Raw genomic sequence first — 12839 nt, 5'->3', positions numbered from 1 at the left:
GCTGTACTAAAATTCATAAGCGGGCTTCATTCCCTCATCTGTCCTCCGGCTGAGAAGCTTCGATGCAGCTTCCTCATACCCTCTGCTGCGCAGGCGGCTGACCCAGTCGTTCTCTGTTAGGTATTTATAAGGTCCTGTTTCAATCACCTTTTGCATGGGATCGGCCTTGTATCCCGGTTTATTCATTTGCTCCTGCAGCCAGTTTGCGATGCGATGCTCCATGAGGTTCACAACCTCCGGGTACTCCGCAGCTACATTCCGCGTCTGATGGGGATCCTGCTCCATGTCATACAGAATTACTTCTTCAAAGTCGTAGAGTCCTGTGTGATAAGTCCTTAAAAAGAACCACTTGGGATCACGGACCGAACGTTGACACGTATACAAGGCATGCTCCATGACCAGATAATCACGGCCTTCCATTTCCTCGCCTTGAAGCGCTTGAAGATACGACCTTCCATCCCAGCCGCGTGGGATCGGCAGCCCAACCATGTCGGTGATTGTGGCGATAGCGTCCACATTATAGAGGAAACCATCATAGGTTCCGCGTACCTTCGCGATGCCAGGCGCCTTAATAATTAGCGGAATGTGATGCACCGCTTCCGTTGCGCATGGATGCTCTACATAGATCCCCTGCTCTCCCATCGATTCCGCATGATCCGCGCTGACGACGATGCAAACCTCGTCTTCAATGCCGAGTTTTTGCAGCGTATCCATTAATTCTCCCACGAAGGAATCCATATAGGATACCGCTCCGTCATAGCCATCGATTAGATGTTTGAAATCCTCACGGCTGCGAATCGCACCAGGCATCGTCTCTGGATATTGATCTCCCCAGTGCAGAAAGGATGCAGAACGCGGGAAGGTGTTCTTTTGCTGTTCTTCAATCTGCGCTTCGTCCGGGAAGGCTCCAACAGGTGAATCCTTCCACTGATCCATGTATGATCTTGGATACGTATAAAAGCTGTGCGGGTCCCAGTACTGAATATGCAGAAAGTAATTATCCTCCTTCCCGTGAGCTTTAAGCCAAGGAATCACGGCCGCGTTCACCTCGTCCGCATTCTCGTTTCCTTCCTTCAGCGTATGGGTGTGAACCTCATTCCAGCCGGCAAAATACCACCAGGCGTGATGCCGATCCCCGAACGTCGAGAAGGTGACCGTCTTCATGCCTGCCTTGCGCAGGTAGCGGGTAAAGAAAGGAATGCGTTCGCTGTGCCCATCCCCTTCCGGATACTGAAAGTCGCAGCCCGGTCCCCAGTGAGTAAGCGCACCATGATTGACGCCAAATCGACCGGACATAAAGCTTGCGCGCGATGGCACGCACGGAGAAGATACGGTATAACAGCGATCGAACCGCATTCCTTCCGCTGCAATTCGGTCCAGATTCGGTGTTGTCTTCCGGTGATAACCATAGCAGCTCATATGATCCGGGCGGAGCGAGTCAATATCCAGATAGATCATTCTCATGCTTATCAAATCCTTTGCTCCAAAATTTTGTTTAAGTTGCTATCACTGATATGTATCCGCTTTCATTAATTAAGTATAATTTTGATTTCTTGAATACAAAAGGTTGAACTTTTTTACAACTTTTTCTGGAGAACCATTATCAACGACATCCTTTTGCGGGAATTAAAAAAAGTCATAACAAAAATCCCCTCCAAGTTCACTCGTTTCCTCCTGTAATCACATTAGGTTTCTTAGTGTCTATTTGAAGGGGTATAGTATCAGGATGCTCGTTGTCTTCATAAGCCTGGATCAGATAAGCGAAGCTCAGGAATAACGATTAGGGCTAATAATGACCATGTTATAAATGTAGCAAAAATGATTGTTCAGCGTATCATTCAGATTATTATCCATTAAAAGGAAAATAAGTGTATCTAACGAATATAATAGCAAACGATTGAGGGGAGATGTGTACAGGCAGTGAGCAGACGTTTTCCAAACAAGATCACTAGAAGATTATTCTTAGGAACCTCCGGTAAAATAGCATTAGGAGCGGTTGGTATTGTAGCTGGTTTAACCAGTTTCTTATACTATGGAGCCATCAGGCAACAAGGTGGGATTCCCTCGAAAAAAGAAGATAATCTCATAGAACTTGGCGATCTTAACCAATTCAAAGTAATTAATGGGGTTAACAGGATTGGATATAATACCACGATAGGAGATGGAATTAGCAAAAAAAACGTTAAAGGTTTTATTTATGTCACAAGTAATGCCGACCGGGATTTGTCCATTATGTCATCGGTATGCTCTCACTTAGGATGTGATGTTCTCCCTGCACCTGAAACGGAACGTCGTATGACGGATGGTCTCTTCTTTCGATGTCCTTGTCATGGTGCCGAATTTGACTTCAAGGGAAATGCAATAGGTGGTGTCGTATTGGTGGGACTCGAAACCTTTCAACCTATTATTGCAGGAGGCAAATTGTTAATTGATATTTTATCGCCAATCAAGGGAACGACAGCTAATACATCCAATAAATAATACAATGTACTCTTGTCTTACCCTTAAGACCTATATAAATGATTGACATTACCAATATAAGGAAGATAATATGAATGTATTAATGATACAAATTGTATCGCTAATATATTCATAGATAAGGGGCGTTTCACATGAATACCAAGAGAGTCGGATGGTTAGATATCTCTAAAGGGTTCGGGATGATTTTCGTAATATGGGGTCACACCCTACTACTTCCTAATCCTTTACTCAAATTTATTTACACATTTCATATGCCGCTATTCTTCTTCATTTCGGGATACTTATTCTCCTCAGAACGATATCCGAAATTCAAACAGATGTTGGCAAAAAAATCAAAGACCCTTTTGCTTCCTTATCTAATATTCTCGATACCCTCGTATGCCTGGTGGTTTCTCGAATGGAAATCAGGCGAGCATCCAGACATCTCTGTCATTAAGCCCATTCTCGGTACATTTCTAGCCATCCGAAATACAGATTGGACAAGCCATACAGGTACTTTGTGGTTCGTCATTTGTCTATTTGTTGTTGAAATGATGTACTATGTTATTCACAAAAAATTCCACCATAGTCCTTCGCATTTTATGATGGTCATTATCGCAATTGCCATCGCTGGTCTACTCTATAATCTATTATTTGCTAAGCCGCTCCTATGGAATCTAGATGCCGCAATGATCGTATTACCTTTCTTCGGATTAGGTCATCTATTTAAGCAGTATCAACATAAGCTTACTCCTTACTTCAATTATAAGTTTCTGTCCCTCTTTTTCATTATGAATCTAATAACCGGTCTATTGAACACGAAAATTGATATTTTCTCAGGAGCCTATGGAAACTATATCTTATTCTACGTCTCAGCGATCAGCGGGATTTTCGTAATCATAATGCTGTCCCAAGCCATTCAGAGTCAAATAATAGTAACGTTTATCGGTGTTAATACGTTAGTTCTACTTGTATTTCATCCATTTATACTGGCGATCATCCGTAAATTAATCCAGCTACCAACAGACGTTCCTGCGTATCTATCCCTGTTAACTAGTATCGCCTACACGATAGTCGCATTACTAATCTCCATGCCAGTCATACTGATTATTAATAAGTATTTTCCTTTTGTAATAGGTAAACCAATGACAATGCGGAAGCGTCTCAAACCGATGCATGAAAGTCCTTCCTCCACGATCCTAAAAGCTTAGATATGAAAAACGACACATTCATCCCGGGTTATTCATATAATCCGGGATTTAATATGTCGTGACGAGTGGATGTTTTGGTCCATCCGATATCCGCTAACGACTCTCTTATGTAAAAGTTTATCTGTCCGAACATACGAATAAGGCTTGGACTTAAGCTCTTGCAGCACGATACGTAATCCCTCCAGCATCTGCTTTGGTGCGTCTACATCCGCGCCTGCCGTATCACCACTATCATGCAGGAGAACGATCGATCCGGGTTTAATGTTACGAAGTAATCGGTCTGTTAACTTATGAGAACTCTCTTGACGCTTCCAATCCCAACCCATCACAGACCACAATACAATTTGGTAGGATTTGCGCAGCCACAATAAATCAGCTAGATTTAGTATCCCCCAAGGGGGACGATAGCTAGACGGTCTCTCCCCGATTATCGCTTCAATAATATCAGCTGTGCGATCAATATGCTGACGCTTTATTTTCCAAGGGCAAATGACTAAGTTACATGTATGCGTATAATTGTGAATACCAATTTGATGCCCCTCATCATGTATTCTCCGTATCAAATCCGGATACTGTTCGGCTTTACTACCAAGTACAAAGAAGGTAGCCTTCACTTCAAATTGCTTCAGTAAATCTAGTAGTTCTGGTGTATAGCAAGGATCAGGACCGTCATCAAAGGTGAAGGCTACTTCAGCCTGTTGTGATTGTTTTCCCTTCTTATAAACACCTAGACCAAGCACTCGCGACATTACAACTGGGATCATCATGTACACAAAGGAGCAGAATAAAAAAGCTAACGGCAACCACGAGTTCATTAGATTCATAACATCACTTCTTTTCGATAACGATGGATCAGCGATTCTCTAGACATTAACAGCATCATGGGAACAAGTTTAGCAGTATTCTGCTTTACACGTTGTTTACCTACCGGATTTAGCACCCGAAGTAAGAATCTAAGATAGAATGTCATCCACCTTCTGAGCCATTTTGATTTAATCGGATGTAGTTCGAACCCTAAACCGTGAATAATGCCTCGATGTAGCAGTGTGATACCTGATAAGGCTTGTAACGTTCTAAGCTCAGGATTATGCTCTGCTTCATTGCTGATTTGCTCAAGCGATTTACGCAGCATCCGTGCCGTCATGAGTGCCGTTCGCTCTGGTCCATTCGTACGTGACAGCTCCAACACCATTCGATTATCCAGATGAAGCTCCCCCACCCAATCTCCAGCATGTATCATGCATCCGTCCGCACAAGTCATAGTTCTCCCGCGGTGTTTCTTGATGACCAGCTTACATATGCCATATTGTGTAACAGATATGCTCCGCAGCTTTGTGATTTGATCGAATATACCTTCCCATATCATCCATGCTGATTGTATCCCTGTTCTGGATGCTGTACTAATCATATTCATCATTGTCATTGTATTCTCTCCCTGTGAAAAACCTTATTCGATGTTACCCTCTCTCTAATTGATATTGTATAGAACAAGGCTCTCTTTTCTCTTACTCGGACCTTACGAATTTCTTAAGACTATACCTCAACCCAGCTCGCTTCATCTTGACAAAATAACTGTACTTAAGTTAATTTATTTACATAAGTTAATGATTAAAGGAGGACATCTCTCATGAACTACACCCTGTTCCCTCTACGTGAACTTAAAAAAGCCAAGACCAAAATTGCATTGTTCCAAGCCAGCATGTCATTGATTGGAGATCAGATGTTCCGGGATGTGATGCTGGATGATATATGCAGGCAAGCAGAAGTGTCACGTGTGACCTTCTTTAAATTTTTTCCTAAAAAAGAAGATTTGCTTGTGTATACGATGCGTGTCTTGTTAACCCAATGGATCATTGACATCGAAGAACGATCCTTACGCGGGTTTGAAGGTGTGCGATATATACTTGGTCAAGTTGCGGAAATGTCACGAGCAAATCATGGACTCATGCCGAGTCTTATCGCTTTCTTGGCAGAAATGAACATGCATCCGAAAATGCCCGAACTCAGTCAGGCAGAGGTCCACCTCCTCTTTGAGGGACATGAAGAACAAGGTGCCCGGACGCCCGATATGTTCGAGGTATTCCGTAAATGTATGTCCGAGGCGGAACAAGACGGGCAATTAAAGCCGGGGGTAAGTGTGCTTGATGCAGTACAGTTTTTATTCACTGTGTTTTATGGTGCATTTCTGACCTCACGAATTTATGCAGCTGCCGATGTATTTCCAGTATACGAAGATCATTTGAAACGAATTGAGAAGCAACAATCTAAGGAGGAATTTAGTGATGAGTAAAGTTGTTCCAGGTAGATATACCGCACAAATGGATGATTCTTTCGTTGTATTTCACATTGGTATGCGGATCAACCGACTATGGGCTGTGCATAAATGGTTACCTGTATTCATGGCGATGCCACGTATGATTAAGGAACTGTATATAAACCGTGAGCTTGGATTCTTGGATGGTAGTTACCATCTGTCTTGGCGAGGGGTTCTGCTTGTTCAATATTGGTCATCTTTTGAACAATTAGAGAAGTATGCACGGCACGGGGAGAATCATCTTAAGGCTTGGCGTGATTTTAACCGTAGTATTGGAACAGATGGTACCGTAGGTATTTTTCACGAGACTTATCTTATTCCGCAGGGTCAATATGAAGCGGTATACAACAATATGCCAATCTCTGGTCTTGCCAAAGCAGGCATGCACGTACCCGCAGTAGGAAAAAAAGAGACGGCAGGCCGCAGACTCGGTCTAAACCGAGAACCTGCTGTGCCATCGCCGCCTAATCCTAAAGCATGATTGAGTATTCGTTCAGTCCTTTATTTACACAATATCCGTACGATCTACATTTCGGAATGACAAGTAAGCAATGAAGAGACCGAGAATCCCAAGCGAAATGGATACACTCAGAAATGAACCAAGTGAGAAATCCTTATTCGAGGAGCTAATCACAGAAATGATAAGAACCGAAGATACGATTGTTGCAGATACTGACTTCTTACGCATCCCAAAGTATAGTGGAATCAAGCTTAACCCGGCTGTAGAAATGGCTACGATTAGGAGGTGAAATCCTTGATTGAACAGAAGATCAGCATTCGGCGATCCAGGAATAAATTGAAAATAAGCATTCAAGATGGTAAACGTAGTGGATACAAAAAGCATGGAAACCAGAATCGAAACCAAGGTCATTCCGATAATCAAAATGAGTTTAGCAATCATTAATTTCTTCCTAGAGATAGGATAGGTAAAAAGTACGGTCATGGTCTTATTCTTATACTCATCAATGATCAGTCTACTAATTAATACGGAAGCGAATATAGCGAACGTAGCTCTGACAAAAATACCAATCGTAGAATATAACTCCTCAAAGTTAGAGAATGCTACATCCTCACTCTCTTGAGTAAATGCGATTAGCCAGATAAAGAGAAGAATAACAATATTGGCAATCGCTGCACCTTTCCAATACCATCCAAACTTATTCTTTTTCATTTCGAGCTTGATTAGTTTAAGCATATTTCTCACCTCCGTCGATCTGATGCATGAAGTATTCCTCAAGTGAAGTGTGTTTATGGTTGATCGATTCAATAGATATATCGTTAAGGACTAGCACTTTCGTCACTTCTGGTTGCGAGATGCCCGATTCATAAATACGAATGATATTATTTCCGATAATACGAAAATTACGAATGTTCAGGTCATTTTCCAGAATGAATGCTGCTTGTTTGCATTGCGGTGTGACGACTTCAATGTAATCGGTATTACGATTACGGATATCATCCATAGCTATTTCTTCCATAAACTTGCCGTTCTGGATGATGCCAATCGTATCGGCGACCTGCTCAATTTCGCTAAGCAGATGACTCGAAATAAACAGGGTCATACGATATTCCTTACTGAGCATACGGAACAGACTTCTAAACTCCTTGATACCCACTGGGTCTAGTCCATTGATGGGTTCATCTAGAATGAGCAGTTCAGGCTTGGTAACAATCGCACGAGCCATTCCGAGCCTCTGCTTCATTCCCAAGGAAAATTCTCCTACTGCCTTGCCGTCAATCGAAGTGAGCTTAACCATTTCTAGCGCCTCTCCAATGGCCTTCGTATTATGTAAACCCATATATTCGCAGTGTAGCTCCATGTTTTCTTTAGCTGTTAATTTTTCATAAAATACTGGATATTCAATAATGCTACCCATTCGCTTAAACAATTCTACCGAGCCTGGCTTCAATTGCTCTCCGAAAAGTTCAATTTCCCCGCTAGTTGGCTTCACCAAATTTAAGAGCATTCTCATTAAAGTCGTCTTACCTGCTCCATTGGGACCTAGAAAACCGTAAATTTGACCTTTAGTGATGTTTAAACTCACATCTGAAACGACTTCTTTACCTTTATATATTTTACTAACATGACGTGTGCTCACGATGTAACTCATTTGGCTCTTGCCCCCTCTTATTTACTTCCTTAAGATCATTCTATCCCTTAACATTTTCATTTTTGTTGCTTAATTCTTACGAATATCTTAAGGTTCATGTCTGAGGTTAAGAAAGACGTCGCAAACGAATCGTGAACACGGTTTGAGCATAGGGCTTACTACGCACCTGGATATCACCTTCAAGCTGTTCGATCAGTCTTTTCGTTATCGTGAGTCCAAGTCCACTTCCTTGAAAAGCTTTGTTCCTAGAATCTTCTAGCGTATACATTCGTTCAAAAATAAGCTCTTGCTCACGTTCACTTATTCCCTTTCCTTGATCCCACACATCGATGTATACATGTTGCTCATCGCTGCGTAGCGCCATGCCTATGGCCTTCCCATCATTACCATACCTGATCGCATTGGATAACAAATTGCCCAGAGCGCGGTCAAGTGCTTCTTCATTTGCCCATGCATAGATCGGTGCGTCTTGGATATCAATCACCACTTCAAAACCATGAGACTCTATGGAATCATAGAACATCAGCATATTGTTACGACAAATTTCATTCATATGTACACGGGTAAGGGGAAGCTCTTTATCCCCTGATTCTAGCTTCGCAAGATCGAAAAATCGGTTCATTAATTCAACCACCTCTCCTGCCTTCGCATGTACCTTAATTAATAACTTCTCTCTTTCCAAAGGGCTTAGTTCCGGATGCCTTAGCAGCGTTTCCATGTATCCGAGCACAACCGTTAGAGGTGTCTTTAGATCATGTGAAATATTCGAAAGCATTCTTCGCATAGCAAGTTCTGTGCGGGTAAAATCCGCCTCCGTCTGAAGCTTCATTGTTAGCATTTCATTTATCACGCTTAATAAGGACCGAATATGATGATCATCCGTAACGACCATTAATTGCTCCGAGGAAGATTCATTCAAAATACGGCTTAGCTTAGACGTCATATACTGTATATCCTGATTACGATTTTTCCTAGAAAAGTACTGAAAACCATTCCAGAAGAGCAGCAGCGCAATAACAACCAGCAACGCAAGGATCATTTTAAAATTCACCTAACCGATAGCCGATTCCCCATAGGGTTTTGATGTACATAGGCTCAGAAGGGTTGTCCTCAATCTTCTCACGTAAACGACTCATATGTACGTTAATGACATTCTCATCCCCGAAATAATCATCATTCCACACGGAATTGAAAATTTGCTGCTTCGTAAATACCTTTTTGGGATTTAGTAAAAATAACTTCAAAAGCTGTAATTCTTTCGCAGTTAGCTTGAGCTCCACACCATTCTTGCTTACAGTCAGATTATCCATATCCATACTTAGCTGATGGATTTGAACAACCTGCGCGGGCTTTTCTTGAGGGATGATATAATGCGTTGCACGCCTAACAGCCGCCTTCACTCTAGCTGTAAGTTCAATCATTGAAAATGGTTTCGTAATGTAATCATCCGCGCCGAAGCCTAGTCCAAGGGCTTTATCCACCTCGCTATCTTTGGCGGATACGATCAGGACGGGCACATGACTGTTTTGCCTAATCTTCTTCAGAAAATCCATTCCACTGATCTTAGGAAGCATCATATCCAGCAGTACCAGATCGAACGGTTCCTCGCTGAATCGCTTAAGCGCTTCTTCGCCATCCTTCGCATGTACAATGCGAAATCCCTCCATCGTTAAATAGCTTTCTACCATTTCGCCAATAGAAGAGTCATCTTCAACAAGTAGTATACTTACCGTCATTTTATCCCCGCCTATCCCTCAAATATGTATAAGTATACTATACGCTAAAAAACCGGATACAAGAGTATCCGGTTTCCAGTCTTTATCAAATTACATAGGTGGCTCCTTCGGGACCAACTTAAATATTTCCCCACTCTCAAACGTATCAATAAGCCTGTCCAGCCATTGATAATATGATACTGCCTCGTGAAGCTTCATCTTATCCTTCTGAAGCGCAGCGAAGAGTTCAGGATTCCCCGCATACTCTTCCAGCATTCGATCCATCTCATCTATGGATTTTCTAAGTATCATAATGTTTGCTTCAACTGATTTTCTCCATTTAACATCAAAAAAGTCGGTGAAGGTTTGATACCAATCATACTCAACCTCATACAAATCCTTACGTGATCCTTTTTCCCACACCTTATTAACCATTTTCAAATCCAGTAATGTTCGTATACCCGTACTCATACTGGTCTTGCTCATCTTCATCTCACTGCCCATTTGGTCCAGCGTCATCGGTTGATCTGCAAAAAATAACATGCCGTATAGATGTCCTGTAGATTGAGATATTCCATATAAATCCATGTTTCTTCCTATTGTTTCAATGACGCGCTTTCGCATCTTATGCAAAGCTTCGTCGTGTTCTTCACTGAATTGGTCCAAGCCCATGCTTGCAACCTCCTTATAGTTCAACCATTCTTTACATGCCTTTTGTATATTATCCATCATCCAAGCAGAAATTAATAAGGCCAAACCTTCAATGTCTATTGTAAAAAAACCATTTTTAAATGTAAAGCTGGCAACAAGTCAGCGATTGGGAGAAACTCGAAGGAAATCGGAGTATGCTTTGTACAGTTTTATCTGTACGTTCTTTACATACCGTTAAAACGTTTGATACTATATAGACTGATTGTTACAATGTTATGCATAGGTTTTTAAGTATCATGAGCGTTCGAAGGTTCTTTTTATAGGAAAAGCAATCAAGGGGGTATATGATGTCCATCTTACAAATTAAACAAGTGAGTAAATTGTTCGGTCCACATGCCGAGCAGAGTTTAGAGCTCCTCGAACAAGGCTGGACTAAAGAGAAGCTAGCCAAAGAAAAATCTGTAACGGTTGGCGTTAATCGTGCCAGCCTCTCTATTGAGGAAGGTGAGATCTTCGTCATTATGGGTCTATCCGGTAGTGGTAAGTCTACTTTAGTGCGAATGTTAAACAGACTTATCGAGCCTACGGGGGGAGAAATTCTTGTTCATGGCAAGGATTTAATGAAAATGAACAAGGAACAGTTGCGTAAGGTTCGACGCGAGACCATCAGTATGGTCTTTCAGAAGTTTGCGCTATTTCCACATCGTACGGTTCTCGAAAATGTAGAGTACGGCCTAGAAATTCAAAAGAAAGATAAACAAAAGCGCCGTGACAAAGCCAAACAATCACTTGCTTTGGTTGGACTCGAAGGTTGGGAGAATAAACGTCCAGATGAGTTAAGCGGTGGTATGCAGCAACGTGTCGGACTCGCAAGAGCATTAGCCAATGATCCTGAAGTGTTACTGATGGATGAGGCCTTCAGTGCACTCGATCCGCTCATTCGCCGGGATATGCAAGATGAATTACTGGAGCTACAAGAGAAAATGAAGAAGACTATTATCTTCATTACACATGACCTCGATGAAGCCTTGCGGATTGGAGATCGAATTGCCTTAATGAAGGATGGGGCTGTGGTACAAATAGGTACGCCTGAAGAGATATTGACCCAGCCTGCGAACTCCTATGTGGAACGGTTTGTCGAGGACGTAGATTTATCTAAAGTTCTTACAGCCTCTCATGTGATGCGCCGCCCAGAGACAATCATGATCGACCGAGGACCTCGTGTAGCACTGGAACTGATGCGTGAGCGCGGAATTTCTAATCTATTCGTCATCGACCGCAGCAAGCGGATGTTAGGCGTAATTACAGCAGAGGATGCTTCTGAAGCCATGCGCAGTGGTAGAACACTCGAAGATATACTCATTGTGGATGGACCACGTGTACATCCGGATGTTCTTATTAATGAACTATTTGAAGTAACAAGTCTGGCCAAGGTACCTTTGGCCGTTGTCGATGATAGTAACCGATTAGTCGGCGTCATCGTGCGAGGAGCCGTTCTCGGTGCACTCGCTGGAGAAAGCAATGCCAAGGAGGTGGGCCCTAATGCAGAAAATACCATTAGCTGATTGGATTGAAACGATCGTTAGCTGGATGGAGGATCATTTAGTATTCTTGTTTGACATTATATCCTCTGTCATTGAAGGGGTCGTAAACGCCTTTAATTGGCTGTTCATGCTTCCCCATCCGCTGCTGTTTATTGCCATACTTGGTGTTCTCGCCTTCTTGGTAGGACGGATTTCATTGACCTTGTTCTCTGTAGTCGGGTTTCTGTTAATCTACAACTTGGGCTTCTGGTCACAGACCATGGATACGCTTAGTCTAGTCATTACATCAGCATTGATCTCCGTTATTCTCGGAGTTCCGATTGGAATATGGTGTGCATATAGCAAAGGCGCAGCACGAATCATTACTCCTTTGCTCGATTTCATGCAAACCATGCCAGCATTCGTATATCTGCTCCCAGCTGTGACATTCTTTAGTCTTGGTGTGGTACCGGGTGTCATTGCATCTGTTATCTTTGCTATTCCCCCTACAATTCGCTTGACGCTACTCGGCATTAAGCAAGTATCGGGCGAGCTTACTGAAGCAGCGGACGCCTTTGGATCAACATCGATGCAGAAGCTCTTTAAAGTACAGATTCCTTTGGCATTACCAACATTAATGGCAGGAATTAATCAGACGATTATGTTATCCCTCTCTATGGTTGTCATTGCTTCCATGATTGGTGCCCAAGGTATTGGTGCCGAAGTATACCGCGCAGTTACACAGCTCCAAATTGGTAAAGGTTTTGAAGCTGGACTTGCTGTAGTTATTTTGGCTATCGTATTAGATCGCTTTACGCAACGATTATTTACTTCGAATAAAAGGAGACGATAAT

General features: G+C 42.4%; 14 protein-coding genes. 6 read left to right on the top strand and 8 right to left on the bottom strand.

All coding sequences use genetic code 11. The features are described 5' to 3' along the window. Positions 1 to 6: 6 nt before the first annotated feature. A complete protein-coding gene (locus tag JCM16418_RS10065) occupies positions 7 to 1458 on the bottom strand; it encodes a sulfatase family protein (RefSeq protein ID WP_256203049.1) in 1452 nt (483 codons plus the stop codon). Between the two features lie 462 nt (positions 1459 to 1920). Between JCM16418_RS10065 and JCM16418_RS10060 the strand changes: the two genes are divergently transcribed. Next, positions 1921 to 2481, top strand: a complete 561-nt coding sequence (locus tag JCM16418_RS10060) for a QcrA and Rieske domain-containing protein (RefSeq protein ID WP_036648282.1) — start codon at positions 1921 to 1923, stop codon at positions 2479 to 2481. Between the two features lie 131 nt (positions 2482 to 2612). After that, the gene (locus JCM16418_RS10055) at positions 2613 to 3671 is read left to right on the top strand and encodes an acyltransferase family protein (protein ID WP_036648280.1); all 1059 of its coding nucleotides are present in this window, start codon (positions 2613 to 2615) and stop codon (positions 3669 to 3671) included. A 32-nt stretch (positions 3672 to 3703) separates the two neighbouring features. On the opposite strand, the gene JCM16418_RS10050 is transcribed toward JCM16418_RS10055, so the two are convergent. Then, complete coding sequence (locus JCM16418_RS10050) at positions 3704 to 4495, bottom strand: polysaccharide deacetylase family protein (RefSeq protein ID WP_081765387.1); 792 nt, start codon at positions 4493 to 4495, stop codon at positions 3704 to 3706. Further along, positions 4492 to 5094, bottom strand: coding sequence for a YkoP family protein (locus JCM16418_RS10045; RefSeq protein ID WP_162832473.1), 603 nt, complete (start codon positions 5092 to 5094; stop codon positions 4492 to 4494). Before JCM16418_RS10045 ends, JCM16418_RS10050 begins: the two co-directional genes overlap by 4 nt. Positions 5095 to 5298: 204 nt before the next feature. Here JCM16418_RS10045 and JCM16418_RS10040 point away from each other — a divergent pair, with 204 nt between their 5' ends. Both JCM16418_RS10040 and JCM16418_RS10035 read left to right on the top strand, forming a co-directional pair. Beyond that, the gene (locus JCM16418_RS10040) at positions 5299 to 5961 is read left to right on the top strand and encodes a TetR/AcrR family transcriptional regulator (protein WP_036648279.1); all 663 of its coding nucleotides are present in this window, start codon (positions 5299 to 5301) and stop codon (positions 5959 to 5961) included. Beyond that, positions 5954 to 6466 carry a DUF4188 domain-containing protein gene (locus JCM16418_RS10035; RefSeq protein WP_036648277.1) on the top strand — a complete coding sequence of 171 codons (513 nt, stop codon included), beginning with the start codon at positions 5954 to 5956 and terminating at the stop codon, positions 6464 to 6466. The genes JCM16418_RS10040 and JCM16418_RS10035 overlap by 8 nt, the downstream gene beginning before the upstream one ends. A gap of 24 nt (positions 6467 to 6490) precedes the next feature. On the opposite strand, the gene JCM16418_RS10030 is transcribed toward JCM16418_RS10035, so the two are convergent. The 5 genes from JCM16418_RS10030 to JCM16418_RS10010 all read right to left on the bottom strand — a co-directional run bounded on the left by JCM16418_RS10030 (position 6491) and on the right by JCM16418_RS10010 (position 10483). Next, on the bottom strand, positions 6491 to 7180 hold the full coding sequence (locus JCM16418_RS10030) for an ABC transporter permease (RefSeq protein ID WP_036648275.1): 690 nt from the start codon (positions 7178 to 7180) through the stop codon (positions 6491 to 6493). Next, complete coding sequence (locus JCM16418_RS10025) at positions 7173 to 8096, bottom strand: ATP-binding cassette domain-containing protein (protein ID WP_036648273.1); 924 nt, start codon at positions 8094 to 8096, stop codon at positions 7173 to 7175. The genes JCM16418_RS10030 and JCM16418_RS10025 overlap by 8 nt, the downstream gene beginning before the upstream one ends. Before the next feature lie 106 nt (positions 8097 to 8202). Continuing rightward, positions 8203 to 9135 (bottom strand): sensor histidine kinase, encoded by a 933-nt coding sequence (locus tag JCM16418_RS10020; RefSeq protein ID WP_036648271.1) that lies wholly within the window; start codon positions 9133 to 9135, stop codon positions 8203 to 8205. 1 nt (position 9136) lies between these two features. Then, positions 9137 to 9832: a response regulator transcription factor gene (locus tag JCM16418_RS10015; RefSeq protein WP_036648267.1), complete on the bottom strand. Its 696-nt coding sequence runs from the start codon at positions 9830 to 9832 to the stop codon at positions 9137 to 9139. Between the two features lie 90 nt (positions 9833 to 9922). After that, positions 9923 to 10483, bottom strand: coding sequence for a GbsR/MarR family transcriptional regulator (locus JCM16418_RS10010; protein WP_036648264.1), 561 nt, complete (start codon positions 10481 to 10483; stop codon positions 9923 to 9925). 326 nt (positions 10484 to 10809) lie between these two features. On the opposite strand from JCM16418_RS10010, the gene JCM16418_RS10005 reads away from it, so the two are divergent. Both JCM16418_RS10005 and JCM16418_RS10000 read left to right on the top strand, forming a co-directional pair. Continuing rightward, a complete protein-coding gene (locus JCM16418_RS10005) occupies positions 10810 to 12027 on the top strand; it encodes a quaternary amine ABC transporter ATP-binding protein (protein WP_036648261.1) in 1218 nt (405 codons plus the stop codon). Next, on the top strand, positions 12005 to 12838 hold the full coding sequence (locus tag JCM16418_RS10000; RefSeq protein WP_036648259.1) for an ABC transporter permease: 834 nt from the start codon (positions 12005 to 12007) through the stop codon (positions 12836 to 12838). Before JCM16418_RS10005 ends, JCM16418_RS10000 begins: the two co-directional genes overlap by 23 nt. The last annotated feature ends 1 nt before the right edge of the window (position 12839 follow it).

The organism is Paenibacillus pini JCM 16418 (assembly GCF_000576305.1).
GTDB classification, from domain to species: domain Bacteria; phylum Bacillota; class Bacilli; order Paenibacillales; family Paenibacillaceae; genus Paenibacillus_AQ; species Paenibacillus_AQ pini.
Note: the sequence above shows the minus strand (reverse complement) of the source record. Positions and strands in the feature narration are given on the sequence as shown.